Genomic DNA, 26,226 nt, shown 5'->3' on the forward strand with positions numbered 1-26,226 from the left:
GCACCACCTGGACGCGGGGGGCGCCTCGTATCGCGAGACGCATTCAATGCGACCTGCACCACAAGCTGACGCTCGTGTGCGAATTCGCCTGCACACACCAGGAGCGGCAACCACCGACCCAGTCCAGCCAGTTCGCCGCTCCGCACGCCGTCGGTGGACGGGGGCGTAGGTCATCGATCACGCGCAGGAGCGGTGGCGCCGGCCGCTTCGGTCGACGGGCGCGGCCCCGAAATCCGGTGGCCGGCCCCGGGTTCAGGGGGAACGGGTCACGTGTTGCGCTGGTCGTGGCTGTCCTGTCGGAGCTGGTCGGCGTGGCGGGTCAGGGCGTCGATGCGTGCGGCGAGCTCGGCGTCTTCGGGTCGCAGGTGAGGGCGGGTGCCGGCGAGCGGCCGGACGAGGCGGGCGGCGTCGTTGTCGGCGAGGGCTCCGTTCAGGTCGTCGACGGCATCTCGGGCGCTGGCGGGCAGGCCGATGAGGGAGGTCACCTGCCCGGCGAGGCGGCGCAGGTCGGCCGCGTTGTCGCGGGCCCAGGCGGTGACAGTGCGGTCGGCGGCGCGTGTGTCGCGGGTGGCCTGGACGCGCTGGTCGCCGGTGCTTCCGGCGGTGCCGGGACGCAGGCGCAGGTAGCGGCGTTCGGCGGCCTGACGGCTGGCGACCCCGAGGGGGCCCGCGAGGTCGGCCCAGCTGGCGCCCTGACCGCGGGCGGTTTCGATCAGCCCGCTCTCCCAGCCCGCGAGCTGCTCACGGACCTCGCGCAACATCAGCAGTGCGGCCAGAGCCGGATGCGGGCCGGAGCCCGTCGCGGGCGCCGCGTTGCCCGCAGGCATGGCCGCGTCGGGTCGCTGCGCGTCCTTTACGGCCTGGTCGATGGCCTCCAGTGCCGCCGCGGCGGCCAGGAAGGGGACTGGTGCGGTGGGCTCGGCGGCCTCTTTCATATCACTCTCCGTCGCTGTCGTCCTCCAGATGACTTCTTGCTTGTCATCGTTCCGATGACATGTTACAACGGGAGCACGTTGAAGCGCATTGGCAGTTCCTGCCTGAACCAACTGGAGGTGTTTCGCGATGTTGATGCGCACTGACCCGTTCCGCGAGATGGACCGGATCGTCCAGCAGCTGTCGGGTGCCTCGGGCACGTGGTCGAAGCCGTCCGTGATGCCGATGGATGCCTACCGCCAGGGCGACGCGTACGTCATCGCCTTCGACCTCCCCGGTGTGAGCACCGAGGCGATCGACATCGACGTCGAGCGGAACATGCTGACCGTCAAGGCCGAGCGCCGGCCCGCGGAGAAGTCCGACGGCGTGCAGATGGAGCTCTCCGAGCGGCCGCTGGGCGTCTTCTCCCGGCAGATCATGCTGGCCGACACACTCGACACCGAGCACATCGAAGCCGACTACGACGCGGGTGTCCTGACCCTGCGGATCCCGATCGCCGAGCGCGCCAAGCCCCGCAAGATCAGCATCGGCGGCGAGACCGGCCGCAAGCAGATCTCCGGCTGACCAGCCCTGCCCCCAGCGGCGGAGGACGGGGAACCGATTCCCCCTCCGGCACCCCGTCCTCCGGCCCCTCTGCTTCCTCCACCCTCCCCGGAGGTGATGTGATGTCGATGCGCAGGGAAGCCTTTCTGGCCCACGTCCAGGAACGCGGCGAGTACCAGACCCCCGGGGAAGCCGAACGTGCTGCCCGAGTCGTCCTTGCCCTTCTGGGCGCACACCTGGTCGGCACCGTGCGGGCCGAGCTCGCGGCCCGGCTCCCCGAGACGTACGCCCTGATTCTCCTCAACCCCCTGCAGGCCGCCGAACCGCTCTCGCCCGAACGCTTCGTCCGCGCGACCGCGGCCTGGATCGAGGGCGCCACCGAGAAGACGGCCCTGTGGGACATCGGCGCCGTCCTGTCCACCGTGGCCGCCGCGGCCGGCGACGCCCTCACCCGCGAGATCCTGCTCCAGCTCCCGCCCGGCTACGACCTCCTCTTCGGCCACCCCCAGCCCACCTGACCGCGGCCGCATGAAACCGAACCCTCGAAGAGAAAGGCAACCGCAGCACCATGTACGACCGACCTCGAGCGAACCCGGCCCCGACCGCCATGACGTTCGAGCAGATGCTGGAACGCGTCCGCTACGAGGGCGCCTACCCCACCCTCGAACGCGCCGAAGAAGCCGTACGCACCGTCCTCGGCGCCCTCGGCCGACAGGTCACCGGAGACCAGCGCGTCGACCTCGCACAATGCCTCCCCGTCGAGGCCGCTCTCACCCTGACCGCCCAGATCCCCGCCACCGAACAGCTCACCGGCTGGGGCTTCGTCAAGGACATGGCCACCCGCACCGGCGCCACCCCCGCCACTGCACGCTGGGACACTGGCGCCGTACTCGCCGTCGTCACCCGCCTCGCCGGCCCCGACCTGCTGGCCCGGATCCTCCGCCGGCTCCCCGGCGGCTACGCCATCCTCTTCGGCCAGGCAGAGCTGCGACAGACCCAGACTGCCGCCTGATCCCGCGCTCCGCGACACCCGCCTCGACGAGCAGATCCAACTGCCGCTGTACCGGGTCGACTGGCCGAGCCGCCGCCGCGGGAACGAACGCCCCGACGGTTGTTGCGGCGAGCAGAACTGCGGTGGCGATGCGCTTGCGGACGGCACCGGGAGTCGCTCGACGGCCCGACGGCCCCATGGCCACGAAGTGCCCCGACAGCGGGGGCCTGGGACAATGGGGCAGAGGCTCAGGTCCGAACAGGAGCCTCCCGTGCCCACGCCGGCACCCACTGCGGCGATCATCGTGGCAGCTCCGCCGGCAGCACTCTTCGGCGCACTGATTCTCGACACCACGCGCAAGACATCGCGCGGCTGATCACGGCCACAGAGGGCGACCGTCATGCCGGTCGAGACCATCACAGATCCGTGAGAGGGGAAGCCATGTCGCTCACCCGTTCCCACCGCATTCGCATCCGTGCTCGGGGTGCAGCGGTCGCCGCCGCCTGCGCCTTGCTCGCCATCGTCGGCGTCACAAGTACCAGCGCCGCGCCCCTGTCCGCACCCGCCAGCACGTCGACCGTGACGGTCGAGGGTGTGGAAGTTCGCATCAAGGACTTCAAGTTCATCCCTGCGGACGTCAAGGTCCCCGCCGGCGCAAAGGTCACCGTGATCAACGAGGACTCGGCTCCGCACACCTTGACCGCCACCGAGGGCTACGCCTTCGACACCGGCACGATCGAAGGCGGCGCGTCCGGCACCTTCACCGCACCGTCCAAGCCCGGCAGCTACCCCTTCTTCTGCTCCGTCCACCCGGAGATGAAGGGGACACTCGTCGTCAGCTGACACCGGGCGCCCCTGGAGGCAGCCGGCCGGCGGCATCGGACTCCGCGCCGGCCGTGGTCCACACTCCCTCCTCCGCCCGGGCGGCGAAGTACAGCAACAGCCGTCGACTCGGTTCCTGGACGTCGGCCGCCATTCCACCGCCGCACCCCCCTTCAGGACGCCGCCGGCCGTTCCGGGACGACCTCCCCGTATTCGCACGGGCGAACCCTTCGGGCGCGGAAGAACGTTTTTTACAGGAAAAGAAAGTTCTGCAGGTGGAGATCGCCGTCTTCCGGGATACGCCTGCCGCCGACGAGATTTGGATAAGTTGATCACGCCTCAAGAGGGCGGTACGCAGTCGACTGGAGCCACTCGGCCAGGAATTTGGGCACGACCCTTCTCCACAGCGCTCCGAGTCGACGATCAACGCCAATGTCCTGCACCGGGAATCCCGGTGCAGGACGCCTCCAAATCTCAGAGGATCACCTGCCCCATGAAAGCGATTTACACCTTCTCGGAAACCGACCGCAACAGCCTTTCGGATTCTCTTACATTCCTCGGGGCGAACCCGTACACGGATTACGAGAAGTTCCGCGACGCGATCGGAAGCCTCATCGCCGAGGAGCGCGTACCGGCCGGCTTCGTCGACGCCTGCCGCCTGATCAAGCGTCAGCGCGATGACAAGCTGACCTACGCGCACGTAGTGTCCAACTGCCCGCTGGACGTGGACAGGCCGGTCTTCGACCAGACGAATCCGGTGGACGACAAGTACCTGCAGAAGCAGACCTTCGTCGGGGAGGGAGTGCTCGAGCTCCTCGCTCAGCTCACCGCGACCCCGCTTCTCTCCTACGCCACGCGCAACAACGGCGACTTCTTCCACGACGTGTACGCCGACAACCGCTACAGCGGCACCCAGACGCAGAAGACGGACTGGGAGCTCTACTGGCACAACGACCGTACGGCGCACCCGGTCCGGGCCGACTACCTGGCCCTGCTCGGCATGCGCTGCCCCACGGACGACCTCGTCTTCACGAAGTACGTGGACGGTCGTGAACTCCTGAAGTTCATCTCTCCCGAGAACCAGGAGCTGCTGCGGGAGAAGGCGTTCGTCACTCCCTACGACGAGCTCTCCCGGGCCTCCAACCGGAAGCAGCAGGTCTCCGACCTGCACACGCTCCTGGAGAATGAGCACAGCTTCCGCTACTACGACACCCGCACCATGCCCGCGGACCCCTCCTCGGCGCCGCACTACGAGGCAGTGCGGCAGTTCCGTGACGCGCTGGCCAAGAGCCGCGAGCAGTACCACCGCATCCAGGAGGGCGACCTCCTCGTGATCGCCAACCAGGACGGCCTGCACAGCCGCCAGATGGTGGACATCCAGCACTTCGAGACCACGCGGCTGCGCTGGCTCCTGAAGACGTACGCCTTCCGCGACGACGCCGCCGCCGACGTCCACAGCGACGTATGGCTCGACGGGGTGCGCGGACGCGTACTGGACTGAGCCCTCCCCCTGGACGCACGCGCATCCCGCGCAGAGGCCACGGACATGGCGGCGACGCCCGGCGGCAGGAACGCCAGGCGTCGCCGCCATGTCCGGACGGCGTCCGCTAACACCTCTCGCCGAGGCTCGACAGCGGCTCCCACGGGACGGACGGCCCCGGCTCCCAAGGCGCCGCGCCGTAGGAGTGCCCGCCGGCATGCACGGCCAGGAAGCCCGCCGCGAGCTGGGCGAGCGTGATGTGCCGGTACCAGCCGTGCCAGGAGCGCACGCGGTACGCCCCCAGGCCACAGCGCTCGGTGGCCCCGGCGAGTGCGTCGCGGCCGTGCCGCCAGGCCGCGACCGCCTGCGCCAGGTCGTAGAGCGAGACGTCCACCGGGCCGCGGGCGATGAAATAGCGCCGCGGCTGCGGGTCCCCCGCCCGGCGGCAGGCGAGGAGCCAACGCGCCATGCCGCCCGGCCTCGCGGCCGCCTGTCCGGCCGTCTGTGCCGGCTCCGACGGTATGCGCCGCACCCACCACTCCCAGGGGCCGGCGTCCATCGTGTCGGAGCCGACGGCCAGCCTGTCCCATTCACGCTCCTCGGCGTACCGCTGCACCAGCCTGGACACCCTGCGCCAGCCCGGATGGGGCAGCACGGGGTGATCCGGAGGCACTCCCACCACGTGGGGTATGCCCTGGTCCTCCAGGTAGGCGCAGAAGGCCCGGTCGCAGCCCAGCTGGGTATCGGCCACGACCCACATCCCCGCCGCGGCGCCGGCTGGGGCCCGAGTCCGGAACCGTTGGACGATGCGCCGCGCGAGCTCGGCCCTGGAGACGTGGCGGGCCTTGTCGGGAACGTGCGCGTTGCGGCGCCGGACCGGTTCCGTGTCCCAGTCGGGCGGCAGGTACAGCTCCCGGTCGACCAGGGCGGTGCCGGTCCGGGTGGACCAGGACGCCATCACGCCTATCTGGCAGGAGACGGCGCCGCCAAGCGCTTCCGAATACTGCCGGGCGACCCCGGCCGAGGCGTTGCCCTTCTTCTTGAAAGCGGTCTCGTCGAGGACGAGTACACCGGGACCGCTACTGTCGGCCAGCCCTTCCACGACATAGCGCATGGTGAAGTCGCGCAGGCTGTCGGCATCCCATACCGACCGGCCGAGCAGATGCTGCTGCAGCCAGAATGCTCCGCTCTCCGCCGCGGTCGGCAGAATGCTTTCGGCCATGGTGGTTCCCACGAGCAGGGAACGGACGTATTCCTGGGCGTGATTCCTGAGGTCGGACCGCGAGAAGAACTGCAGTCCCACCTGTTCCAGGAGGTCGTCACATCGCTCCCCCCATTCTTCCGCGGCCCTCTGCGCCGGCGTGGCATACGACGGTGCGAGCCATGCTGCCTGTGTATTCATTGCGGATTTCAACTCCCCCCTAGAGTCGATCTCAGCTCTGGCTGATGAACTTCGCACGACAGGGCAGAGGGGGCTCCGGCGGTCAGACCCGGACAGCCCCCTGCCGTGTGGTGCCTTCCGTCCCCGGGGGCCCGGCCGTGGACGGGCCGAGCCTCCAGGGACGGGCTCCCTCAGTAGTACTCGCCGTGGCGGTAGTCCCAGGAGGGGTAGATCTCCGACAGGTTCTCCATGATCACCGGGCAGTCGAGACCACGACGAATGAGCACCGGTGCCGGGGAAACGGACCGCTCCCCCTTCTGCACGGGCACGAGCGCCCCTTCACCGTCGACCATCGACACCATGACGCCCTGTTCGTGGCGAGTGTCCTCGTCCTTGTCGGGCTGGATGGAGGCCACGTAGTCGTCGGCGCTGACGATGAAGTCCGCTTGCTCCTCGATGCGCGTGCCGATGTTCTCGACCCGCCCCTTGTTGCCGACCCCCGAGGGGTTGGCGGAACTGGCGAAGACGAGCCGGCGCTCGGACCACATCCGCTCGACCAGCTGCTCGGCGGGCCGCCCGAAACGGATCACGAAGCAGCTGGTGCCGCGGGTGTCCGTGGCCAGCTCGCGGGTGGTCTCGTCGGGGAGCAGCGCAAGGGCTTCCTGCCGCCACGGCAGGATGCAGCCGAGCAGCACGTCCTGCTCCCAGTGCTGCTCGTAGAAGGCCAGGACCTCCTCGTTCAGCTCGGCCAGCTCCTTGAGCTGGTCCAGATCGGCGCACAGCACGACACCGGGCTTGTTCCGGTTGCGCCGCTTGGCGTCGAACTTCCGCTCCAGACCACGGCCGTCCGTGGTCATCAGGATGTATCCGACCTTGGTCGCACAGACGACCAGGCCGCCCGGCGCGGACAGGGCCTCCAGGGCCTCGGGTACGGGTTCCCCCTGCCAGGGGCCCCGCGGGGTGTTGCTCGGCATCGGAATTTCGCTCCGCTCTTGTGGAATCCGTACGGACGCACGGGGATGTGGGTGGCGCAGGGGCCGCCGGGAGGCGGCCGGGGGCTACTCGGACTGCTCGGCGGTCCGGGCGAGGCCGGTGATCGTGCCCCGGGCCAGGGAATTCACCGTCAGGTGGAAGCCGACGAGGGCGGCCGGGGTCCGTTCGTCGACCGGCAGCTCGGCCACGCCCAGGGCGTGGACCGCGAAGATGTACCGGTGCTCGCGGTCTCCCGGCGGCGGGGCGGCTCCCGCGAAGCCGAGGGAGCCCAGGTCGTTGAGCAGCTCCCGGCCGGCTCCGGACTCCCCGCCCGCCGGCAGGCTGTGCACGTGCGGGGGGATGTCGGCCAGGACCCAGTGCCAGACGCCACCCGGGGTGGGAGCGTCCGGGTCGAAACAGGTCACCGCGTAGGAGGCGGTTCCCTCCGGGCCCGGCTCCCAGGTGAAGGCGGGGCTGACGTTCCCGCCCGAGGCCAGCTGAGCCTCGGACAGCCGGTCGCCGTGCCGGACATCGTCGGAGACGACCTTCAGCTCGGGCAGCGCCGGGAGGAAGTCATAGGGGTGGGGCGGGATCGGACGGGTCAGCACGGGTGTGCTCCTTCGTCGTCGGTGCGCCGGCCGCGCCGAGGGGCGGGGGGCCGGCGGACATGGATAACGGGGACAGGGTTGGGGCTGGGGGCCGGTGGGACGCGGTCGGGCACGGAGCCGGGCGGCGCCGTTCTCGGAGCGGGCCCTGACGCGGTGTCGTCTCCGGAGTCATGTCGCGGACACGGGCGGGGCGCCGGACCGGGTGGATGTCCGGTCTTCCGGCCCGCCGTCCGGCTTCGTCGCGGCCTGCCGCGCCACCAGCCGGGCCGCGACCGCCTGGCCGGCCACCACCAGCACGGCGCACGCCGCCACGGCCTCCGTGGCGCTGCCGCCGGAGCCGAGCCACAGGCCCGCGCCGATCAGCAGGGCTGCCTGGACGATGCCTTGGCGCCGCTCCAGACCGCGGGTCACCCGCTGGCGCTCCGCGTCGGAAAGGCCGGCCATGGCCGGTCCGAGGAAACCCATCGTGGTGGGCCGGACGGTGCCGCCCGCCAGGCCCAGCAGCGCGGTGCCGCCGGCGATGGCGAGCAGGCCGCCGGGGGCCAGGAGGAGCAGACCGAGCACCATGGCCCCGCTGCTGAGCCAGAAGAGAGTGGTCGCCGAATAGCGGCGTTGCCAGGCCAGGGACAGCCGTACGGACATCAGTCCGCACAGGGTGTAGAGGCCCAGCACCGCGCCGAACATGGTCACGGAGAGCTGTTCCCCGAAGAACAGCAGCAGCGGCAGCAGGAAGGTGTAGGCGGTCAGCAGCACGGCACGGGACACGGAGTAGTACGAGGCCCAGAGCCGTACCTGCCAGGGCAGCACCCGGCCCGGGCCCGTCACCGCCGTACCGCCGGCGCCCGGCTCCGCCGTCTGCGGGCGCAGCCCGCCCCGGCCGCCCGGCAGGACGACGAGCGCGGCGACGGCGCAGCCCAACGCCGACAGTACGAAGGGGGCCCGGTCGTACTGGGCGTAGGCCAACGCTCCGAGGACGCCCGCGGCGAAGGAGATGAGGAACATCCCCGCCTGGGTCCGTGCCTCGCGGGTGCGGAAGCGCTCGCCGGAGAGCAGGGTCGAGGCGAGGGCCGCGTCCGTCCCGGCCGTCAGACAGAACCCCAGACCGGCGAGCACCTGGGAGGCGACCGCGACCCCGGTGGAGACCGGCGCCAGCAGGATCAGCAGGCCCGCGAGTTTGACGGCCTCTCCCGCCACCAGACAGCCCGCCAGCGACAGCCGCCGCCGGAGGGGGGCCACCACGTGGTCCCCCAGGGCCGCAGTGACTCCGTAGAGGGCGAGCAGGGCCGCCGTGGCCAGCGGGCCGAAACCCTGCTGGATGAGGAAGACGACGACGACCGGCAGGTGGAAGTAGGCGCGGGAGACGATGCGGTAGGCCTGTACCCGTGCGGCGTAGCGGGCCTGTTCCTTCACGTCGGTCATCGCTCCAGACCCGGCAGGTACGGGGCGAGCTCCTCAGCCGCCAGATCGCCCTGGCGCACGATGGCGGGCGTGTCCAGCAGGCTGAGGATGGTGCTGCTGCGGGTGAACTTCGAGGGGGCGCCCGCGCGGACGATGATGTCGCAGTGCTTGCCGATGTGCTCGTAGGCGATGTCGAACGTGACGAGCCCCTCGTCCATGGTGCCGCTGATGTTCGCCGAGGTGGCGGCGATCGCCAGCCCGCTGTAGAGCGACAGCTGGTTCAGCGTGCGGCTGACGTTGTGGACGACGGACACGGTGTCCTTGCCGGAAGTGACCCAGTCCGGTACGAGTTCCCGCTTGCGCATGACGAGGTTCAGCGGCCCCGGCCAGAAGCGCTCCACCAGCGCCTCGACGTCCACCCCCGCCGGCCGGCGGGCCCAGCGCACCCAGTCCGAGGGACTGGAGACGAACAGGGTCAACGGCTTGCTGCCGTCGCGGCGCTTCATGTCGTACAGGCGCTCGCAGGACTGCTCCAGGAACGGGTTGCAGAAGATGCCGTAGTTGGTGTCGGTCTGGGCGGCGACCACTGCCCCCGCCCGCAGGGCGTCACCGGCCCGGCGGATTCCGTCGCCGTCGGCCTCGTCGATGATCTCCGCGCTCATGCGACCTCCACCCCCGAGTCCTCGAAGACGTCCTCGACCTGTCCGTTGGTACGCGGCATCCAGAAGGGCCGGGATGCCTCGTGGAGGCCGATGGCCTCCTCCGCCTCGGCGGCGAGGTCGATGAGGTCCAGTCCGTGCGTGAGCCGGTAGCGGGCCCCCTCGTCGAGGACGAAGGGCTCCGCCACCACGCCCGCGGCCTCGCAGGTGACCGTGGCCCGCAGCAGGTCGACGGTCACCTCGGCCGTGGCGTCCGCCGTGACCGCGTCCATGATCTTCCCGGTGGCGGCTGCGTCGAGGGTGACGGGTACCAGGCCCACGTTGGGCAGGTTGTTGCGGAAGATGTCGGCGAAGCTCGGCGCGATCACCGCCTTGAAGCCGAAGTCCCGCAGGGCCCAGGGCGCGTGCTCCCGCGAGGAACCGCAGCCGAAGTTGGGGCCGGAGACCAGGATGGTGGCCCCCGCGCGCTCGGGGCGGTTCAGGACGAACTCCGGGTCACGGCGCCACTTCTGGAACAGGCCGTCCTCGAAGCCGGTCCGTTCGACCCGCTTCATCCACACGGCCGGAATGATCTGGTCCGTATCCACGTCGGAGGCGTCCAGCGGGACGCCTCGCCCACGTATTACCTCTATTTTTTCCATTTTTGATCCTTAGTCAGAAAAATATCCCGGCAAGGCGGTCCCGGGACCTTCAGGAGATCTCCGCGCTGCCGGCCAGCCGCCCGAGCAGCGCAGTCGCCGCAGCCGTCTCGGGGGACACCAGGTGGGTACGGGCTCCGGGCCCTTGCCGTCCCTCGAAGTTCCGGTTCGAGGTGGAGGCGGAGTGGGTACCGGCGGGCACCCGGTCACCGTTGACGGCGATGCACATCGAGCAGCCCGGATTGCGCCACTCGAAGCCGGCTTCCGTGAAGACGCGGTCCAGTCCCTCGGCCTCGGCCAGGCGCTTGATCTGTTCCGAGCCGGGCACGACGAGGGCAGTCACCTCGTCGGCAACCTTGCGCCCCTGCACGACCGCGGCCGCCGCCCGCAGGTCCTCCATGCGCCCGTTGGTGCAGGAGCCGATGAAGACGGTGCGGATGGGGATGTCGGCCAGGCGCTGCCCCGCCTCGAGCCCCATGTAGTCGAGGGCACGGCGGCCGGCCTCGCGGGAGACCGGATCGGCCATGGCCTCGGGGTCCGGGACCCGTCCGTCGACCGCGACGGCCTGACCGGGGTTGATCCCCCAGGTGACCATCGCGCGGAGCCCGTCCACGTCGACCACGACCTCCCGGTCGAACTCGGCGTCCGGGGCGCTGCGGTACGCGGCCCAGGCCTTCTTGGCCCTCTCCCAGTCCTCACCCTGAGGGGCTCGGTCACGCCCCTCCAGGTAGGCGAAGGTCGTCTCGTCAGGGGCGATCATTCCGCTGCGGGCACCGGCCTCGATGGCCATGTTGCACAGCGTCATCCGGCCTTCCATGCTCATGCGGTCGATGACGTCGCCCTGGAACTCGATGAGGTGACCGGTGCCGCCGTCGGTGCCGATGGCCCGGATCACCGCCAGGGCGATGTCCTTGGCGGTGGCCTCGGCCGCGGGCGTCCCCTCGATGAGGACGCGCATGCTCTTCGGCTTGGCGATGCGCAGCGTCTGGGTGGCCAGCACGTGCTCGACCTGGCTGGTGCCGATGCCGAAGGCCACCGCGCCGAACGCGCCGTGGGTGGCGGTGTGGCTGTCGCCGCAGACGATCAGCATGCCGGGCAGGGTGAGGCCCATCTGCGGGCCGATGACGTGCACGATGCCCTGGCCGAGACTGTTCATGGGGTGGAGCTCCACCCCGAACTCCCTGCTGTTGCGGATCTGGAGCGCCAGCTGTCGGCGACCGATGGAGTCGCTGAGCGGCACCCGCCGGCCCCGCGTCGGGACGTCGTGGTCCGCGGTGGCGACGGTCAGGTCCGGGCGGCGCACCTTCCGGCCTGCCTCCCGGAGCCCTTCGAAGGCCTGAGGGGACGTCAGTTCGTGGAGCAGGTGCATGTCGACGTAGACGAGCTCACCGCCGGTCCCGTCGATGGTGTGCTCCGCCCAGATCCGCTCCAGCAGGGTGTTCCTGGCCACGGGCAACTCATTTCATATTGTGGACTGCGTGATTACATTTTGAGACGGTAGCAAGTGACACATGCGCAACTCGGCTGCCTTTCAAAGGCTGAGACATGTAACAGCAGGCGAATTCCCAAGCTGTAGATAGCCGCTGAAACTCCCCGCCGTCCGTCCCGCGAGGACGACACCGTCGAGTGCGGCCGTAAGGCCCGCTGACAACAACTCTGGCCCGGCTGGACGAGCAGCGGCAAGCAAAACCAATGGCATCAGCCTGCGTTGGCAACCCCATGCCACTGCGGGACGTCCGAAAGCTGCCGGGGCAGGACGCTGCCGCCCGCACCTCTGGTTTCCGCAGGCCCTCCGCAGCAGACTCGACAGCGGCCTGGCCGACATCACGGCGAATGCCGAGGGCTACGCCGAAATGTCTTCTCCATCTGTCGGTTTCACGCCTGGAAAGACACAGGAGGATTTACGCATGAAAGTGTTCAGCAACACGTTCGACGACCACGACGCCCCGGCGGCGAACCGCAACCCGCACGTGGCCTGGTCGGACGTGCCCGAGGGGACCCGCTCGCTCGTTCTGGCCGCCGTCGACGTGGGCATCCCGGCCGAGTTCGACGACCTGAACCGGACAGGACGGGCCGTCCCGGCCGACATGCCTCGCCAGGAGTTCAACCACTGGGTGCTCGTCGACATCGATCCCGGACTCGGCGAGATCGCCGAGGGTGCGCTGGGTGAGGATGGCGTTCCCGGTGGAAAGCCCGGCCCGGAGGCCGCCTTCGGGGCCCCTCAGGGCGCCAACGGCTACCGGGGCTTCTTCGCCGGAGACCCTGCGAAGGCCGGCGGCCGCTCCGGTCCCGACGGCCCGTGCCCGCCGCGGAACGACGGGCTTGTGCACCGCTACGTGTTCCTCCTCTACGCGACGGACCTGGAGCGTGTCCCCCTGGGCGGCACCTTCACCGCCGCCGACATCCTGGAGGCGATCGACGGCCACGTCCTGGACGAGACGTCGTTCACCGGCCACTACTCCCTCGACCCATCGCTCGCCTGAAGCCGTCCGGCCCACGGCAGCGGCGCCCCCGCGGCCAGGGCCGACCGGCTACGGGAAACCGCTCCCGGCACGCCCGGGACCCGACCAGACAGGGCAGCGGATGTACCTGGTGAACACCCGGCTCGTCGCCGGGGTGGACCCGCTCTCCCGCACCAGATTGCGGGAGCTGCTGCTGGAGGCGGCCGATGCGGCCGACGGCCTCGAGCACGTGTATGTGCAGACGGACCCGGCGGGGGCGGACGTCACGCTCTTCCTGCTCGGCACGAGCCTCGCCGCGGCGGAGAGGTCCGCACTGCGCATCCACACCGCGCTACTGACCAGCCGCCCGGAACTACGCGGCTGGCTGCTGACCCGCTGCGGCGCCGACCTGGTCGCCGCGCTCGCAGGGCCCGCCCTGCTGGGCGACGCCGGCTCGGGTGGCAAGGGCTTGCCAGGGCAGGACCCTGACAGCCCAGAGTGCTGACACGCGGACTCCCCGTGACAGATGCTTGGTGTCACGGGGGAAGACCGGCACGGCGCCGGAACTTCCAGAAGTCATATGCGAGAACGCCAAAGAAATCACGTCATCACACAGGGGGAATTGCTCTCATGAACACCATTCGCCGTACGGCCGGTCTCCTCTTCGTCGCCCTCGGCCTCACTCTTGGCTCCGCCGCCTGGGCCGACAGCGCTTCCACGTCCGTGAATTCCACGGTGGCCGCGCCGCCCGTCGCGACCGCCGATGACGCGACCTGGGGCTGATTCGCCCCTTTCTCCGCTCTTACCGCACGAACAATTCAGGAGCGGCTTGTCAGCCAGCCTTCCTGAGCCGCACGGAGTCCGGCCTGAAATCGGCTGACGGCGCCGAGGCGGGTGGACAGTTCGGCGGTGATCCGCCGACAGGTGCGAACCGAAACACCCAGTTTGCGGGCCACCACTTCGTCCGTGTGCCCTTCTGCCATCAGACGCAGGACCTCGCGCTCCTGGCCGGTCAGACCGTCGTCCGATTTCTCCGGCCTCTCCCCCCAGGGGGTGGCGATGCCCCAGATGTATTCGAAGAGTGCGTACAGGGCGGCGGTCGCTCCGCTGCCCCTCAGAAGCATCGCGCCGCTGTTGACCTCGTCGGGATCCAGCGGCACGAGCGCCAGCTCGCGGTCGACGATCATCATGCGGATCGGCAACGCCGGGCGGGTACGAACTTCGCAGCCGAGGTCCGCGAGCCACCGGATGTGGGCGGAGGTGGCGGTGTTGTTCTGCATGCTGTCCAGGTAGACGGTCCGCATCCGGACGCCGCGCCCCAGGAGTTCCTTGTTGACCGGTCGGCTGGCCTTGATCCCTTCCGCGCTGATGGAACCGCTGGGGACGAGACTGACGAGCTCGTGCCGGGCCGACCGGGTGAGGGACTCGATCTTGGCCCGGACCTCGTCGAGCCCGATCAGCTGCTCTGTTCCGCCGCTTCGCTGCGAGGAGCGCAAGTCTCCGTAGTCCTGGACCATGCGCGCCACGGCGGTGCGGCTGGCCTGCAGTTCCTGCTGACGTTCGAAGATCTCAGCCTCGCGGGCTTCTATCATCGCCGCGAAGGCGACCTCCGGATTGACCGCGCGGGCCGCTCCCCGCACGTCGGAGGACGGCCTCAGCAGCGAGAGCCGGGCCAATGCGTCCATGGCGGTGCGGACCCGCTCCTCCGGCCAGCCCAGCCGCTCGGTGAGTTGCTTCACTTCGGCCTGCGGGTACTCGAACATCGCCCGATACACGGCAAGTGCGTCCATGTCCAGGCCAAGAGACTCCAGCATCGACTCCCCCATCTCCTGACACCCCCGCCCTTTGCCGGGGGTAGTCGGCGTGATCGTGATCCAGTCGGAGGCCGTCCCAGCCGTCGGGTCCTGTTCCTGTTCTGCGCGATGCGTGGCGGGATGGCCGCCAGGCTGAAGCACAGGGCCGTGGGGTTCTACGGCATCGCCGGTGAGAGCGACCGCTGCAGGTGGGCCGCGGGATACCGGCGGCTCTCAGGAAAACGGACGGCGGCGAACGCGCGGCCCCGACCGAGGTGATCGCGGGACCGGCGCGTGGAAGACAGGAGGCGGGCCGACGATTGGCCGGCCGGGCCACCTGTGTGGGGCACTGCCTTGAGAACGGCGTCAGAAGATGAGGTCCGCCGTGTGGTGATCCCCGTCGCAGGCACTCACACGTCCATCTCCCCGCACCGATCCTGCTGAACGTCCCTGGCACAGGGCAGCGCACCATGCACGCCGACCCCAGCCGTACCTCAGCCCCCGCTGATTCAACAGATTGTCAATCTACACGAGCTGGCTCAACACCGCTGGCACGGCCGCGATTCGATACGCCCGGCCTGTTCGGCCCACCCTGATCGACCCTCGCCGGCCCTGGGTGGTGCCCCCGGCCAGCGCGACGCGCAGCTCCGGCTGCCGCTGAGCCTGCATGAACAGCTCCACCGTGGCCAGCCAGAGGTCGGGGGGTGCGCCGAACTGCTCGATCAAGCTCTCCCAGATGCGCTCGAAGTGCGCCCGGGAGGAGCCGTCGGCGCACAGCGCACCGGCAAGCGTCCGGTGATCGCGTGGATCCACGGCGGCAGCCTGATGTTGCGGGGGTACAGCGTCTGCGGCCACCTCGCCTCGCCGAAGTCGGCCGGACTGTTCGACCGCGCGATCGTGCAGAGCGCGGCCGGATCCTCGGCCAGGAGCTGACGGGCGATCCCATGCCGGCCGAGGCGTACGAGCTCGAAATCCGCAAGGAGTTCGGCGCCCAGGCCGACGCGGTACTGGCCCGCTACCCGCTGAGCCGCTTCAGCTCCACCGGCGAGGCCCTGGCAACGGTCCTGACCGACCGCACCTGGTCGGTTCCGACGCTGGACACCGCCCGGCTCCTGTCGCGGTGGACTCCGACCCGGATGTTCGAGTTCAGCGAGCGCGAGACGCCCTCATGGGCAGGCGACCTGGAGCTCAGCTTCGAGCTCCGTGCCTCGCACATGTCGGAGCTGTCCTACCTCTTCGACCTCGAGCTGCCCCTGTTCGAGAAGCTGACAGGGAAGCAGGAACGCCTCGCCAAGCGAATGACGGACACCTGGGTGGACTTCGCGGAGTCCGGGAAGACGGATTGGCCGAGCTTCCGCAGCGGCGGCTACGTGCAGTCGCTGGCCTCGGGGCCGTGGAGGCCCACGGAGTTCACCAAGGACCACAACCATGCGTTCTGGAAGAACCTCCGCTGACGCCAAGCGCCGTCCCGCCGACCGAGGTGCCCGGGAGGCCGTCGATCACCTCGGCGGCCTCCACCACGATGGCTTCGAGTTCGCCGTACGGGACCTCATGCACCACGACGGATGCGCTGAGCTGGTCCGCGTTCGTTTTCTCGTCCGGGACGGGTCAGCCCGCCCCGCGGTGCAGCCCGTGGGGCGGGCCGGGGGCCGGGGCCCCCGGAGGTGCGTTCAGAAGGCGTTCAGGGCGTCGCGGGCGGTGGTGCGGTACAGGCCGACCTTCGGGTTGGCGACGCTGCCCGGCTTGGCCAGCTGGAGGCTGACGCCGTCCGCGTTCGGCATGTGCTCCTTGTCCGCCAGGATGTTGATCTCGTCGGCCACGGGGCCGTTGCCACCCGACGGGTTGAGGTTCACGGCCGCGTACGCGGTGGCGCCGGGGCGCACCGGGTACGCCGGGGCGCCGCCCAGTCCACCGGGGGCAGTGGCCTGGAGACCGAGCGCGCTGCCCTTGGCGCTGAAGCCGACGGTCGGGAAGTAGTCCAGACCGCAGGAGGTGGAACCGTTGTTGGTCACGGTGATGACGCGGACGGTGGCCGGGGCGCCCGTCGGGGAGGTGACCTTGACGGTCAGATTGCGGGCCGAGCAGGGGTGGGTGTACGCGTAGGAGTCACCGGTGTTGGCCCCCGCGCCCTTGCCGCCCGAACCGGCCTTCGCCGGGGTGACGGTGGCCGTGCCGTTTCCCGTGGCCTGGCCGGCGGACGGGGCGGCGGAGGCGCCCTCCCCGGACGGCGTCACGGTCCCGGTCGAGGCCGGCTTGTCCGCGCTGTTGGTCGCGGCGGGGTTCCCGGTCGGCCCGCCGGCGCTGTCCGAGCCGCCGCAGGCGGTCAGGGCCAGAGCGAGGCCGGCGGTGACGGTGGCCAGGGCGGTGGTGCGGAGTCGGTAGGTGCGCATGGGGAACTCTCCGTGTGGGTGTCGGTGTGGGTGTCGGTGTCAGGCGGAGGCTTGCGCTTCTCGGCTGACGAGACGTTGGGTGGGGCTGCTGTTCCGGTCGGCTGCTTTCGCAGGCGGCCGAGGGGCGGTCGGTGGGGCGGGTGGGGGCCCTCCCCGTTGCGACCTCGAATCCGCCCGTCGATCCGATCGGCGGACCGACGGGCTGATGACGCAACTGTGGGGCGGGTTTTGTCCCAGTGGCGTCTGGAGCGGGATAGTAGAAACCCTGGAACGCTCCCGACCCCTCTCACCTGGGCGATCGGGTGAGCCTGGAACGTGCTTCCGGGATGAGGGGGAGGGTGGAATGGCCACGGAGACGGAACGGTTCGCGGAGCTGATGCGCGGATTCAAGGAGCGCTCGGGGCGCAGCTACGGCACGCTCGCGAAGCGTCTGCACTCCAGCAACTCGACGCTGCACCGCTATTGCAGCGGCGCGGCCGTGCCCACGGAGTACGCCCCGGTGGAGCGGTTCGCCCGCGTCTGCGGTGCCTCGGCCGACGAGCTGCTCGCGCTGCACCAGCAGTGGCTGCTGGCGCTGGTGGAGCGGCGGCGGGGAGTGCCGGAGGGGCAGGTCTCGGGGTCGGGAGAGGCGGACTCCGCGGTGCCGCAGGGCGGTGACGCCGCGCCGGAGGTGCCGCCTGCATCGGCGGTGGTGACGGGGGTGGCTGGGGAGGCTTCGGAGGTTTCGGAGGCTTCGGATGTCCGGCCGCAGGTGGAGAGCGGCGACCCCGCGCCGGCCCCGATGTCCGCAGCCGGGTCCGGGTCCGAGTCCGGGTCCGCCCCGGCTCCTCTCGCCGATCCCGCGCCTGCACCCGCGGCGGAGGCCCCCGCCGACCTGGTCCGGCCCGGCCCCGCCCGCGCCTCCGGACCGGGGGCCCGGCGTCCTCGGCTGCTGCTCGCCGTTGCGGCCGCCGTGGCCACCGCCGCGGTGGCGGGGACCGCCGCCGCCGTCTCCGCCATGGGAGGGACGGGTCAAGGGGACACGCGCCACGGCGCCGCCGTCCAGTCGTCCTCGCGCGAGCAGGCGGCGGGGGGCCCGGCCGCGCCGTCCGGCGGGTCGTCCGGCGGATCGTCGTCACCGACGCCCGCAGCCGATTCCGCACCCCCGTCCAGCCCCGGACCGTCGTCCCCCTCGGCAGCGTCCGTGTCCGCCTCGCCGGCCGACTCCAAGGAGGGGGCCTCCCCCACCGCCCCGTTCACGGTCAACGTCCTGCCCGACAACTGGGACAGCCCCTGCGACCAGTGGTTCGCCCTGGACAAGGCACCCGGCACGGTCCCCCCGCCCCCCGCCGGGCAGGCGACCGACGGGTGGGCCCGGGCGCTGGACGCCGTACCGGCGGGGCACCTGCGCATGCAGCTGACCGTCCAGGGCACCGAGGGCAAGGCCGCCGTCCTGCACGCGCTGTACGTCCATGTCGTGAGCGGCCGCAAGGCTCCCGGCTGGAACGCGTACACCATGGGCTCCGGTTGCGGCGGCGCGCTGGTACCCGCGTCCTTCGCCGTCGACCTGGACGACGCCTCCCCGAGGGCCAGGCCCGTACCCGGCAAGGAGGGCGAGCGGACGACCGCCTCGACCGACTTCCCGTACAAGGTCTCCGCCACCGACCCCCAGGTGCTGAACGTCGACGCCGCCACGCTCGGCAAGGACGTCAGCTGGTACCTGGAGCTGGCCTGGAGCAGTGGCGACCGCCGGGGCACCACCCGCATCGACGACCATGGCCGCCCGTTCCGCACGGTCGCCCTGAACGCCGGCCACGGCTACTGGTACAACGAGAACAAGAACGCCTGGCTGCTGTACGAGGACTGAGATGCCCCGGCCGGCGCCCCTCCTTGTCGGTCGGGCCGCGGCTACTCGTGGCGGGCGACCTTGACCGCCGAGAGCAGCAGGACGATCGCAAGGCCGGGGATGAGGAGCAGGTCGGGGACCACCCCGAGGAGGAGCCCGCCCAGGAGTGCGCCCGCGATCGAGCCCGCGGCCATGAGGGCGGCGAAGCGGAGGTTCGCGCCGAGGACGGCGAAGCTGCCGTCGCGGCTGTAGCGGGCGAAGGCGACGAGCATCGTGGGCAGCGACACCAGCAGGGACAGGCTGCCCGCCAGCTTGATGTCGGCCCCGTACAGCAGCACGATCGTGGGGATCAGGAGCTCGCCGCCCGCGACGCCCATGATGGCCGCGACCACGCCGATGCCGAACCCGGCCACCACACCGGCCGCCACCTGCACCGGCCCCGGAAGGCCGAGTGGTCCGACACCGGTGGTGTGGGTGACGACGAGGGCGGCGGCCATGCCCGCCATGAGGATCGCGAGGACCTTGTAGAGGGTCGCGGAGCGCATCTTCACCGCCCACGATGCTCCCGCCCAGGCGCCGAGCAGGCTGCCGGCCAGGAGGTTGGCCGCGACGGTCCAGTGCGCGCCCAGGTCGCCGAACGAGACCGCGGCGAGCCGGGCAGGCAGGGCGGTGACCACGACGACCAAGCTCATCGCCTTGTTCAGGATGACCGCCGACAGCGCCGCGAAGCCGAACATCCCGATCAGGAGCGGGAGGCGGAACTCAGCGCCCCCCAGTCCGATCATCCCGCCCAGCACACCCACCAACGCACCGGCGCCGACGACCAGCGGCGCCGATCGCAGCCGTGCGGATGCCACGAGGTTTTCGTCCGCAGCCACATCGATCACGCGCCGACTCCGCGCGTCGGGGCGGCAACCGCATGGTCGGTGTCAGCAGTCATGCGGGCAGTCTGACGGACCCGTGAGGACGGACCCAGTGGACGATCGCACCAGGTCCCGGAGGCGGCAGCTGCGATCCGTCCCAGGCCCTGACCTCGTACTTCACCGCCCGTACGAGCCCTAACGAGCCCTGCGAGCCCCGCGGCGCGCCTACCGGACGCGGGGCGGCGAGCTGCGCGGGGCCACCAGGCCGGATTCGTAGGCGAGGATCACGAGCTGGGCGCGGTCGCGGGCGTGCAGTTTGGTCATGGCCCGGTTGACGTGGGTCTTCGCGGTCAGCGGGCTGATCACCATGCGGGCCGCGATCTCGTCGTTGGACAGGCCGTGCGCGACCAGGACGACTGCTTCGCGTTCGCGGCCGGTCAGACCGTCCAGCACGGTGGCCGTGTCGGTGGGGAGCGGCTGGGTGACGTACCGGTTGATCAGTTTGCGGGTGATCGAGGGTGCGAGGAGGGCGTCGCCGCGCGCGGCCACGCGTACGGCGTGCAGGAAGTCCTCCGGCGCGATGTCCTTGACGAGGAATCCGGCGGCGCCTGCGGACAGGGCGTCGAAGACGTACTCGTCGAAGCCGTAGTTGGTGAGCATGACGACGTGGACGCCGGTCAGCGCCGGGTCGGCCGCGATGCGCCGGGTCGTCTCGATGCCGTCGAGTACCGGCATCTGAATGTCGATGAGGGCGACGTCGGGCAGGTGCGCCCGGGCGAGCTCCAGGCCCTCCTGCCCGTCGGCTGCTTCGGCCACGACCTCGATGTCGTCCTCCAGGTCGAGGAACGCGCGGAATCCGCTGCGGATGAGCGCCTGGTCGTCGACCAGCAGGACACGGATCACGATGCTCGTTCCACGGGGAGTTCGGCCCGGACGGTGAACCCGCCTTCGCGGCGCGGTGCGGCCAGGAGCCGTCCGCCGAGGGCGGTGACGCGTTCGCGCATCCCGAGCAGCCCGATGCCGGGCAGCGGGACGGAGTCCGGCGTGGCCGTGCCGTCGTCGTCGATCTGGAGGGCGACGGCGTCCGGGTGGTAGTCGATGCGGACCGATGCCGTGGTGGCGTCCGCGTGGCGGGCGATGTTGGTGAGGGATTCCTGGACGATCCGGTAGACGGTACGGCCCACCGCGGCGGGTATCCCGTGCCGTTGCCCCTCGATCGTCAGGGTCGCCCGCAGACCGGTCTTGCCGGCCCGTTCCACCAGCTCGGGGATGTGATCGAGGCCGTGCGGCGGGGTGGTGTCGTCGTCGCGCAGGGCCTCCAGGGTGGCGCGGAGTTCGCGGGACGCCTCGCGGCCGGCTTCCCGGATGGCCAGGAGGGCTTCCGGTACCTCTTCGCCGCGCTTGCGGGCCACGTGGACGGCGGCTTCGGACTGCACCTTGATCACCGAGATCTGATGGGTGAGCGAGTCGTGCAGCTCGCGCGCGATGTGCAGCCGTTCCTCGTCGGCCCGGCGCCGCGCGGTCTCCTCCCGGGTGCGCTCGGCTTCGTCGGCCCGCCGTTCGGCTTGGCGGAGGGCTTCGCCGGCGGCGCCTGCGGCGATGAGCCAGGCGATCTGAAGGGCGCCCCGGGCCTGGGCGAACGCCTCGCCCGTGTCGTGCAGGCCCGAGGCGAGGGCCGCGAGGGGGAGCGCCGCGAGCACGGCCACGCTCACCGCCACCGTGACGGTGCGGTGTCCCGCCCGCATGGCCGCGTACACCGCGAAGAGGAACGCGACGGCGGCCACGTCGAAGCCGGCCGCCTGGTAGCCCACCGCGCAGAGCCCGGTGACGGCGAGGACGGCGACCGGAGCCCGGCGGCCCGCGGCCAGCGCCAGGCCGCCGACGGCCAACAGCAGGTAGCCGAGCAGGCCGGGGCCCGTGGCGGAGTGCTGCCCAGACAGACCGGTGACCAGCAGCGCCGCCGCCACGCCCACGGCGATCAGCCAGTCCCTGACTCCGGCCCGTACGCGGAACCGTCCTTTGCCCATGTGCGCACCGTAGCCCGGGGCCGCCGCGGGCGAATCCCGCGCGCGGACGAGGGGCGGCTACCACGTGCGCAGTAGCCGGGCGGCACCTGCCGCGTCCGTGGTAGCGCGAAGTGTCTGCGTCTGCCGGACGACCTGCCGGGGGCCGCCGGACATGCTCGAACCACATCCAGTCGTGGGAAGAGAAGGAGCATTTCGATGTCCGTTCGCCGCCTGTTCGCCGCCTCCGCGACCGCCCTGCCCGCCGGGCTCGGTCTTGCCACACCTGCGGCAGCACACGCCTCCGTCCAGCCGGTTTCGATCGCCGCCGGTGTCACCGACTTCGGCCTCGGCCGGCTCGGCGCGACCACCGGCGGGCTGCTGGGGCTGGCCGCCGTGGTCATCGTCGTACTGGCGCTGCGACGACCCGCCGGTCGTCTCGGCGTCGCCAACGGGTCGCTCGGGGCCAAGGCGGCCGTGGTCGCCGGGCTGATCGCCATGGCCCTCGGCGGGCTGGTCGCGGCCACCGCCGACGGTGGACTCGGCACCGGCAACGGGCTGGGCGGCGCCTACGTGGCCCTGCTGCTCGGGCTGGCCGGGACGGCCCTGGGCGGTCGGGCGCTGACCCGTTCCCACCGCACCCGGTGACCGGGGCGTGCCGCTGGCCGGACGACACCCCCGATCCGGCCGCTACGACTGCGGCTTCCAGAGCGTCACTTCGGTGAGGTAGGTCGGGATGTCGTACTGCTTGCTGGTCGAGGCCTCGACGCCGACGATCTTCACCATCGCGAGGTTGCCCTTCGACGTCACCGTGCAGAGCAGGTCGCCCCGGACGATGGTGCTGTCCGCTCCGGTGAGGGCGTCGCTGCCCAGCTTGTCCGGGATCGGGGAACGGGAGTGGGAGTGGGGAAGGGGGAGGGGGAAGGGTGGGCGTACGGGGAGGGGGCCGGAGCGGGAGCGGTGGCTGTGGCGGCGCCGTACAGCGACGCCTGGGGGGTTGGTGTCCCCTGCGCCGGACGGCCGACCGGCCCGGACGCCTGCGTCGGCACGTACGTCGGCTGGTACGAGGGCGGCGGCGGGGTCTGCGGGGCCGTCTGCTGAGCGGTCTGGGGGGCCGTCTGCGGGGCCGTCTGCGCGAGCTGCTCCCGGCGCGCGATCTCCGCCGTGAGACCGGCGGGCAGCCAGTCCTTGAAGTCGCGCAGGGGGCGGCCCGCCGCCCCCTGGCACCACTCGGCCAGCTCGGCAGGGCCGGGCCGCCGGGACGCATCGGCGGCCAGGCAGCGCTCCAGCAACGGCCTTAGCAGGTCCGGGTATCCGCTCAGGTCCGGCGCCTGCTGCGGGGTGTTGGCGATCGACGCGGCGATCGAGATGCCTGCGCCTTCGCCGTACGGGTGGCGCCCCGTGGCCACGACCGCGGCGATCAGTCCCAGCGCGAAGATGTCGGTTGCGGGAGTGACCTCCCGGCCCAGCGCGTGCTCGGGCGACATGTACTGCGGTGTCCCGATGAACCCACCGCTGCGCGTGAGCTGGGTGGCGTCGGTGGCGCGCGCTATGCCGAAGTCGATCACCCAGGGGCCGTTCGAGCTCAGCAGGATGTTGCTGGGTTTCAGGTCGCGGTGGATCACCGACGCGGCGTGCACGGATTGCAGGGCCTGTGCGGTGCAGCGTGCTCGAAGCGGGCACGGAAGTCCTGCTCCTGGGCGAACTCGCGCCGGATGACCTTCAGCGCGACCGGCTGGTTGTCCCTGGTCCGGGAGAGGTAGACCGACCCCATTCCGCCTTCGCCGATCCGCGCGAGCAGCCGCTATCCGGCGATCTCCTGCGGATCGTTCGGCCCCAGTGGACTCAGCACGGCTTGGTCGGCGGTCGCCATTCAATTCCCCCTTGATGATCACGGAGTTGAGATCGTATCCGGGGCCGGTCAGCGCCCTGCGGGGGAATGCCCTCCGGGTGCGGCGATCCGGATGTACCGCCCAGAATGGAAGCATCCCGTAGTCGCGGACACCGAGTGCCTACGGGGCTCCGTACCTCACACGACACGAGGAGTGGCCGTCATGGGCGGTATGCAGGACAAGCGCAAGGAACCGGACCGGGCCCGCGAGCCGCAGGAGCACCATCGCCCCGGAGACCCCGCGCACCCCCAGCCGGGCAGGGCGTCCCGCGAGCAGGGACGGAAACAGGAGCAGAAGCAGGGGCAGAAGCAGGGACGGGAGGACACCTCGCGCCGCCGCGAGGACGACCTGCTGCGCGAAGAGGACCTGTACGACGAGACGCTCTGACCCGGAGTACCGTGGAGGGACCGGGAGTATTTCGCACGCCTGCTCCGCTGCGGACGTCGTTTCCGGCGATCACTGCACCGGACCGTTCTCGAACGTTCCGGGGACGGGTCCGCGACATGGCCACGACCCTGACCACGACCGTTTCCCGTGCCGAGCCCCAGGTGCGTGCGCCCCTCGGCCCGGCACGGCTGTGCCTCACCCCGCAGACCGCTCTCGCGGGCCGGCTGGACGGTGCCTGGTGGCCCCGTTCCCGCGATCTCGCGACCGAGCTCCCCGCGCTGGCCGCCGCCCTGGCTGAGCCCTGGGGGCGCATCACCCGCGTCACGGTCAACCCCACCCGCTGGCCCGTCGTCCCGCGCACGATTCCCGTGGCCGGGCAGCAGACGCTGCACGTGGGCTGGTTCACCGAACAGGACCCCGACACCCTGATCCTGCTCTCCTACACCGTCGGCCGCTGGGACCTCCTCGTCGTCCCGCCCGAGTCCGAGCCGGCCGCCGCGGCCCGGCTGATGGCCGCCGCCGCGATCCCCGGCAGCGTCCTCGGCCCGCGGATGCTGATGGCCAACGAGGCCGCCATCGGGCGCGGCATCCGCGACACCCGGCGCGAGGAATCCGGCTGGGAGAGCGAAGGCGGAGCCTGCATGTCCCCCGTCGGGATGCGGCTCGACCGGCGCACCCTGCCGTTGCCGGGCAACGGCTGGAGGTGAGCTCCACCAGTCGTCGAGCCCACCCGGCGGATCCTCCGCCCCCTACGAAGGAACAGACCCACGTGAAGTACATCGAGCCCCAGACACCGCCCTCGCTGCCCTCGCCCACGAGCGCCGAGGTCCGGATCATCGCGCACACGCCCGAAGCCGCCCGAGCGGTCGCAGAAGCCCTCCGCGGCTGCTTCGCCGGCGCCGAACAGCGCAGTTACCCCGGTCGCGACGGCGGCACCCGGCTCCACCTCACCGTGGACACGGCGACACCCGCCGGCCCCACCCGCACCTGGATGGCCGCCAGCAGGGCCCCGGTCGGCGCCGGCGCCCACTCCGACGAGACGTGAGAGCGCCGGCGGTACGACACCGACGTCGACAGGTCTGCTGACCGGAGACGGCCCGGGGGCGGCAAGTCGTACGCCTCGGTAACCAACAGGCCGTGCCTGCAGGCTCGTTGTGGACCTGTGGCGGAGGACGAGAACGGCTGCCGGAGCCGAAAACTTCTTGCAAAATGGTGCGGATCAGGGGGATCCGGGATCGCGGGTGGATTCCGTACGCGCAAGACGGGGGCAGCTCAGTGGGCATAGCGTTCTTCGACGCCATGGGGCTTGAGAAGAAGAACGACAAGCGGCGCAAGCGGCTGATCCAGCGCCAGGAGGCGCTCAGGGAAGGCCTCCTGGCCGAGGCGAAGGCGCAGGAGCGGGCGCGGCGCAGGGCTTACGGCAAGGCGCTCGTACCGTTCGCCGAGGTGTTCTCCCGGCTGAAGAACGTGGATCTGCCCGAGCTGGCGGCCCTCGCCGAGCCCGCGGTGGCGGAGCTGGTGGACGTGGAAGTGCGCCGCATCCAAGGGGACGCGGTGGCCGGGGTCCTCACCGTGGCGGGCGGTGTCGCCGTGGGGGCCGGTGCGGCCGCGGGGACGTTCGCCGCGGTGGGGGCGTTCGCCGCCGCGTCCACGGGAACGGCCATCTCCACCCTGTCCGGAGCGGCCGCGACGAGCGCCACGCTCGCCTGGCTGGGCGGCGGCTCGCTGGCGGCGGGCGGCGGCGGGGTGGCCGCCGGTACGGCGGTGCTCACGGGCATCGTGGCCCTGCCGGTCCTGCTGGCGGCGGGCGGCTTCTTCGAGTGGAAGGGCCGCAAGGACCTGCGTGCGGCGCGTGTCGAGGCCGCCGAACTCAAGAAGGCCGCCGCTGAACTCCGTATCCAGGAAGCGCGCGGCGCGGCCTCGGGCAAGCGCAGCCGGCAGGTACGGCAGCTGCTGAACGGGCTCCGCAAGGAGATCAGGCGCCGGCTGCCCTCCTTCCGGGCCCTGGTGGAGGAGCAGGAGGACTACGACGCCTACACGCCCGGGCAGCGGGCCGAGGTGGCCGTTCTCGTCGGGCTGGCCGGTGTCATGGCCGCCGTCATGGCGACTCCGCTCACCGACGAGAACGGCGATGTCACCGACCTGTCGGAGCGCGTGGTGAAGGACAGCCGTGCCCGGCTCGGAGCCCTCGTGACCGCCGCGTGAGC

At 71.0% G+C, this 26,226-nt stretch carries 30 protein-coding genes; 15 read left to right on the top strand and 15 right to left on the bottom strand.

Features of this window, described 5'->3' with window-relative positions:
• Positions 1 to 266: 266 nt before the first annotated feature.
• Positions 267 to 935: an HSP18 transcriptional regulator gene (locus OG898_RS10905; protein ID WP_250750049.1), complete on the bottom strand. Its 669-nt coding sequence runs from the start codon at positions 933 to 935 to the stop codon at positions 267 to 269.
• Positions 936 to 1,062: 127 nt separating this feature from the next.
• Here OG898_RS10905 and OG898_RS10910 point away from each other — a divergent pair, with 127 nt between their 5' ends.
• The 5 genes from OG898_RS10910 to OG898_RS10930 all read left to right on the top strand — a co-directional run bounded on the left by OG898_RS10910 (position 1,063) and on the right by OG898_RS10930 (position 4,790).
• Complete coding sequence (locus OG898_RS10910; RefSeq protein WP_250750050.1) at positions 1,063 to 1,497, top strand: Hsp20/alpha crystallin family protein; 435 nt, start codon at positions 1,063 to 1,065, stop codon at positions 1,495 to 1,497.
• Between the two features lie 101 nt (positions 1,498 to 1,598).
• Positions 1,599 to 1,994, top strand: coding sequence for a DUF2267 domain-containing protein (locus OG898_RS10915; RefSeq protein WP_250750051.1), 396 nt, complete (start codon positions 1,599 to 1,601; stop codon positions 1,992 to 1,994).
• Positions 1,995 to 2,044: 50 nt separating this feature from the next.
• Positions 2,045 to 2,488 (top strand): DUF2267 domain-containing protein, encoded by a 444-nt coding sequence (locus tag OG898_RS10920; RefSeq protein WP_266956469.1) that lies wholly within the window; start codon positions 2,045 to 2,047, stop codon positions 2,486 to 2,488.
• A 420-nt stretch (positions 2,489 to 2,908) separates the two neighbouring features.
• Positions 2,909 to 3,310 carry a cupredoxin domain-containing protein gene (locus tag OG898_RS10925; protein ID WP_250750058.1) on the top strand — a complete coding sequence of 134 codons (402 nt, stop codon included), beginning with the start codon at positions 2,909 to 2,911 and terminating at the stop codon, positions 3,308 to 3,310.
• A gap of 472 nt (positions 3,311 to 3,782) precedes the next feature.
• Positions 3,783 to 4,790 (top strand): TauD/TfdA family dioxygenase, encoded by a 1,008-nt coding sequence (locus OG898_RS10930; protein WP_266956471.1) that lies wholly within the window; start codon positions 3,783 to 3,785, stop codon positions 4,788 to 4,790.
• A gap of 106 nt (positions 4,791 to 4,896) precedes the next feature.
• Here OG898_RS10930 and OG898_RS10935 read toward each other — a convergent pair whose 3' ends face one another.
• The 7 genes from OG898_RS10935 to leuC form a co-directional block, all read right to left on the bottom strand.
• The gene (locus OG898_RS10935) at positions 4,897 to 6,171 is read right to left on the bottom strand and encodes an IS701 family transposase (protein ID WP_266956473.1); all 1,275 of its coding nucleotides are present in this window, start codon (positions 6,169 to 6,171) and stop codon (positions 4,897 to 4,899) included.
• Between the two features lie 170 nt (positions 6,172 to 6,341).
• The gene (locus OG898_RS10940; protein WP_266956475.1) at positions 6,342 to 7,124 is read right to left on the bottom strand and encodes an L-threonylcarbamoyladenylate synthase; all 783 of its coding nucleotides are present in this window, start codon (positions 7,122 to 7,124) and stop codon (positions 6,342 to 6,344) included.
• Positions 7,125 to 7,208: 84 nt separating this feature from the next.
• Positions 7,209 to 7,727: a YbhB/YbcL family Raf kinase inhibitor-like protein gene (locus OG898_RS10945; RefSeq protein WP_250750139.1), complete on the bottom strand. Its 519-nt coding sequence runs from the start codon at positions 7,725 to 7,727 to the stop codon at positions 7,209 to 7,211.
• A gap of 171 nt (positions 7,728 to 7,898) precedes the next feature.
• On the bottom strand, positions 7,899 to 9,149 hold the full coding sequence (locus OG898_RS10950; protein WP_250750064.1) for a hypothetical protein: 1,251 nt from the start codon (positions 9,147 to 9,149) through the stop codon (positions 7,899 to 7,901).
• Positions 9,146 to 9,790, bottom strand: coding sequence for an L-threonylcarbamoyladenylate synthase (locus OG898_RS10955; protein ID WP_250750066.1), 645 nt, complete (start codon positions 9,788 to 9,790; stop codon positions 9,146 to 9,148). Before OG898_RS10955 ends, OG898_RS10950 begins: the two co-directional genes overlap by 4 nt.
• A complete protein-coding gene (gene leuD, locus OG898_RS10960) occupies positions 9,787 to 10,428 on the bottom strand; it encodes a 3-isopropylmalate dehydratase small subunit (RefSeq protein ID WP_266956478.1) in 642 nt (213 codons plus the stop codon). Before leuD ends, OG898_RS10955 begins: the two co-directional genes overlap by 4 nt.
• Positions 10,429 to 10,477: 49 nt before the next feature.
• Positions 10,478 to 11,875 (bottom strand): 3-isopropylmalate dehydratase large subunit, encoded by a 1,398-nt coding sequence (gene leuC / locus OG898_RS10965; protein ID WP_250750072.1) that lies wholly within the window; start codon positions 11,873 to 11,875, stop codon positions 10,478 to 10,480.
• Positions 11,876 to 12,332: 457 nt separating this feature from the next.
• Between leuC and OG898_RS10970 the strand changes: the two genes are divergently transcribed.
• From OG898_RS10970 to OG898_RS10980, 3 genes are all read left to right on the top strand, one after another.
• Positions 12,333 to 12,908: a YbhB/YbcL family Raf kinase inhibitor-like protein gene (locus OG898_RS10970; RefSeq protein ID WP_266956480.1), complete on the top strand. Its 576-nt coding sequence runs from the start codon at positions 12,333 to 12,335 to the stop codon at positions 12,906 to 12,908.
• Positions 12,909 to 13,008: 100 nt separating this feature from the next.
• Positions 13,009 to 13,371: a hypothetical protein gene (locus OG898_RS10975; RefSeq protein WP_250750078.1), complete on the top strand. Its 363-nt coding sequence runs from the start codon at positions 13,009 to 13,011 to the stop codon at positions 13,369 to 13,371.
• Between the two features lie 125 nt (positions 13,372 to 13,496).
• Positions 13,497 to 13,649, top strand: a complete 153-nt coding sequence (locus tag OG898_RS10980) for a hypothetical protein (protein ID WP_266956482.1) — start codon at positions 13,497 to 13,499, stop codon at positions 13,647 to 13,649.
• 35 nt (positions 13,650 to 13,684) lie between these two features.
• Here the strand turns inward: OG898_RS10980 and OG898_RS10985 are convergent, their stop codons facing one another.
• Positions 13,685 to 14,692 (bottom strand): LuxR C-terminal-related transcriptional regulator, encoded by a 1,008-nt coding sequence (locus tag OG898_RS10985; protein WP_250750082.1) that lies wholly within the window; start codon positions 14,690 to 14,692, stop codon positions 13,685 to 13,687.
• Positions 14,693 to 15,184: 492 nt separating this feature from the next.
• The gene (locus OG898_RS10990) at positions 15,185 to 15,472 is read right to left on the bottom strand and encodes a hypothetical protein (protein WP_266956485.1); all 288 of its coding nucleotides are present in this window, start codon (positions 15,470 to 15,472) and stop codon (positions 15,185 to 15,187) included.
• A 131-nt stretch (positions 15,473 to 15,603) separates the two neighbouring features.
• Here OG898_RS10990 and OG898_RS10995 point away from each other — a divergent pair, with 131 nt between their 5' ends.
• A complete protein-coding gene (locus OG898_RS10995) occupies positions 15,604 to 16,113 on the top strand; it encodes a carboxylesterase family protein (protein WP_250750087.1) in 510 nt (169 codons plus the stop codon).
• 216 nt (positions 16,114 to 16,329) lie between these two features.
• On the opposite strand, the gene OG898_RS11000 is transcribed toward OG898_RS10995, so the two are convergent.
• On the bottom strand, positions 16,330 to 17,049 hold the full coding sequence (locus tag OG898_RS11000; RefSeq protein ID WP_266956489.1) for a DUF4232 domain-containing protein: 720 nt from the start codon (positions 17,047 to 17,049) through the stop codon (positions 16,330 to 16,332).
• A gap of 343 nt (positions 17,050 to 17,392) precedes the next feature.
• On the opposite strand from OG898_RS11000, the gene OG898_RS11005 reads away from it, so the two are divergent.
• On the top strand, positions 17,393 to 18,895 hold the full coding sequence (locus tag OG898_RS11005; RefSeq protein WP_266956491.1) for a helix-turn-helix transcriptional regulator: 1,503 nt from the start codon (positions 17,393 to 17,395) through the stop codon (positions 18,893 to 18,895).
• 41 nt (positions 18,896 to 18,936) lie between these two features.
• Here OG898_RS11005 and OG898_RS11010 read toward each other — a convergent pair whose 3' ends face one another.
• The 3 genes from OG898_RS11010 to OG898_RS11020 all read right to left on the bottom strand — a co-directional run bounded on the left by OG898_RS11010 (position 18,937) and on the right by OG898_RS11020 (position 21,764).
• On the bottom strand, positions 18,937 to 19,761 hold the full coding sequence (locus OG898_RS11010) for a sulfite exporter TauE/SafE family protein (RefSeq protein WP_266956493.1): 825 nt from the start codon (positions 19,759 to 19,761) through the stop codon (positions 18,937 to 18,939).
• Positions 19,762 to 19,962: 201 nt separating this feature from the next.
• Positions 19,963 to 20,640, bottom strand: a complete 678-nt coding sequence (locus OG898_RS11015; RefSeq protein WP_250750096.1) for a response regulator transcription factor — start codon at positions 20,638 to 20,640, stop codon at positions 19,963 to 19,965.
• On the bottom strand, positions 20,637 to 21,764 hold the full coding sequence (locus OG898_RS11020) for a sensor histidine kinase (RefSeq protein WP_250750098.1): 1,128 nt from the start codon (positions 21,762 to 21,764) through the stop codon (positions 20,637 to 20,639). Before OG898_RS11020 ends, OG898_RS11015 begins: the two co-directional genes overlap by 4 nt.
• A gap of 195 nt (positions 21,765 to 21,959) precedes the next feature.
• Here OG898_RS11020 and OG898_RS11025 point away from each other — a divergent pair, with 195 nt between their 5' ends.
• A complete protein-coding gene (locus tag OG898_RS11025; RefSeq protein WP_250750100.1) occupies positions 21,960 to 22,388 on the top strand; it encodes a DUF6223 family protein in 429 nt (142 codons plus the stop codon).
• A 158-nt stretch (positions 22,389 to 22,546) separates the two neighbouring features.
• Here the strand turns inward: OG898_RS11025 and OG898_RS11030 are convergent, their stop codons facing one another.
• The gene (locus OG898_RS11030) at positions 22,547 to 23,728 is read right to left on the bottom strand and encodes a serine/threonine-protein kinase (protein WP_266956497.1); all 1,182 of its coding nucleotides are present in this window, start codon (positions 23,726 to 23,728) and stop codon (positions 22,547 to 22,549) included.
• A gap of 66 nt (positions 23,729 to 23,794) precedes the next feature.
• On the opposite strand from OG898_RS11030, the gene OG898_RS11035 reads away from it, so the two are divergent.
• From OG898_RS11035 to OG898_RS11050, 4 genes are all read left to right on the top strand, one after another.
• On the top strand, positions 23,795 to 24,019 hold the full coding sequence (locus OG898_RS11035) for a hypothetical protein (RefSeq protein WP_250750102.1): 225 nt from the start codon (positions 23,795 to 23,797) through the stop codon (positions 24,017 to 24,019).
• 116 nt (positions 24,020 to 24,135) lie between these two features.
• Complete coding sequence (locus OG898_RS11040; protein WP_250750103.1) at positions 24,136 to 24,726, top strand: DUF5994 family protein; 591 nt, start codon at positions 24,136 to 24,138, stop codon at positions 24,724 to 24,726.
• 62 nt (positions 24,727 to 24,788) lie between these two features.
• Positions 24,789 to 25,064 (top strand): hypothetical protein, encoded by a 276-nt coding sequence (locus OG898_RS11045; RefSeq protein WP_250750105.1) that lies wholly within the window; start codon positions 24,789 to 24,791, stop codon positions 25,062 to 25,064.
• A 230-nt stretch (positions 25,065 to 25,294) separates the two neighbouring features.
• Positions 25,295 to 26,224: a hypothetical protein gene (locus OG898_RS11050; RefSeq protein ID WP_266956500.1), complete on the top strand. Its 930-nt coding sequence runs from the start codon at positions 25,295 to 25,297 to the stop codon at positions 26,222 to 26,224.
• Positions 26,225 to 26,226 lie beyond the last annotated feature (2 nt).

The organism is Streptomyces sp. NBC_00193 (assembly GCF_026342735.1).
GTDB classification, from domain to species: domain Bacteria; phylum Actinomycetota; class Actinomycetes; order Streptomycetales; family Streptomycetaceae; genus Streptomyces; species Streptomyces stoeckheimensis.

Bases quoted from the DNA above. Each gene is read 5' to 3' on its own strand.
- OG898_RS10975 (WP_250750078.1), top strand. From the start codon at position 13,009: ATGTACCTGGTGAACACCCGGCTCGTCGCCGGGGTGGACCCGCTCTCC.
- OG898_RS10925 (WP_250750058.1), top strand. From the start codon at position 2,909: ATGTCGCTCACCCGTTCCCACCGCATTCGCATCCGTGCTCGGGGTGCA.
- OG898_RS11035 (WP_250750102.1), top strand. From the start codon at position 23,795: ATGGGCGGTATGCAGGACAAGCGCAAGGAACCGGACCGGGCCCGCGAG.
- OG898_RS10955 (WP_250750066.1), bottom strand. From the start codon at position 9,790: ATGAGCGCGGAGATCATCGACGAGGCCGACGGCGACGGAATCCGCCGG.
- OG898_RS10915 (WP_250750051.1), top strand. From the start codon at position 1,599: ATGTCGATGCGCAGGGAAGCCTTTCTGGCCCACGTCCAGGAACGCGGC.
- OG898_RS10980 (WP_266956482.1), top strand. From the start codon at position 13,497: ATGAACACCATTCGCCGTACGGCCGGTCTCCTCTTCGTCGCCCTCGGC.
- OG898_RS10905 (WP_250750049.1), bottom strand. From the start codon at position 935: ATGAAAGAGGCCGCCGAGCCCACCGCACCAGTCCCCTTCCTGGCCGCC.
- OG898_RS11005 (WP_266956491.1), top strand. From the start codon at position 17,393: ATGGCCACGGAGACGGAACGGTTCGCGGAGCTGATGCGCGGATTCAAG.
- OG898_RS10970 (WP_266956480.1), top strand. From the start codon at position 12,333: ATGAAAGTGTTCAGCAACACGTTCGACGACCACGACGCCCCGGCGGCG.
- OG898_RS10935 (WP_266956473.1), bottom strand. From the start codon at position 6,171: ATGAATACACAGGCAGCATGGCTCGCACCGTCGTATGCCACGCCGGCG.
- OG898_RS11040 (WP_250750103.1), top strand. From the start codon at position 24,136: ATGGCCACGACCCTGACCACGACCGTTTCCCGTGCCGAGCCCCAGGTG.
- OG898_RS10995 (WP_250750087.1), top strand. From the start codon at position 15,604: ATGCCGGCCGAGGCGTACGAGCTCGAAATCCGCAAGGAGTTCGGCGCC.
- OG898_RS11020 (WP_250750098.1), bottom strand. From the start codon at position 21,764: ATGGGCAAAGGACGGTTCCGCGTACGGGCCGGAGTCAGGGACTGGCTG.
- OG898_RS10985 (WP_250750082.1), bottom strand. From the start codon at position 14,692: ATGGGGGAGTCGATGCTGGAGTCTCTTGGCCTGGACATGGACGCACTT.
- OG898_RS10940 (WP_266956475.1), bottom strand. From the start codon at position 7,124: ATGCCGAGCAACACCCCGCGGGGCCCCTGGCAGGGGGAACCCGTACCC.
- OG898_RS10930 (WP_266956471.1), top strand. From the start codon at position 3,783: ATGAAAGCGATTTACACCTTCTCGGAAACCGACCGCAACAGCCTTTCG.
- OG898_RS10910 (WP_250750050.1), top strand. From the start codon at position 1,063: ATGTTGATGCGCACTGACCCGTTCCGCGAGATGGACCGGATCGTCCAG.
- OG898_RS11000 (WP_266956489.1), bottom strand. From the start codon at position 17,049: ATGCGCACCTACCGACTCCGCACCACCGCCCTGGCCACCGTCACCGCC.
- OG898_RS11025 (WP_250750100.1), top strand. From the start codon at position 21,960: ATGTCCGTTCGCCGCCTGTTCGCCGCCTCCGCGACCGCCCTGCCCGCC.
- leuD (WP_266956478.1), bottom strand. From the start codon at position 10,428: ATGGAAAAAATAGAGGTAATACGTGGGCGAGGCGTCCCGCTGGACGCC.
- OG898_RS10920 (WP_266956469.1), top strand. From the start codon at position 2,045: ATGTACGACCGACCTCGAGCGAACCCGGCCCCGACCGCCATGACGTTC.
- OG898_RS11030 (WP_266956497.1), bottom strand. From the start codon at position 23,728: ATGCTTCCATTCTGGGCGGTACATCCGGATCGCCGCACCCGGAGGGCA.
- OG898_RS10950 (WP_250750064.1), bottom strand. From the start codon at position 9,149: ATGACCGACGTGAAGGAACAGGCCCGCTACGCCGCACGGGTACAGGCC.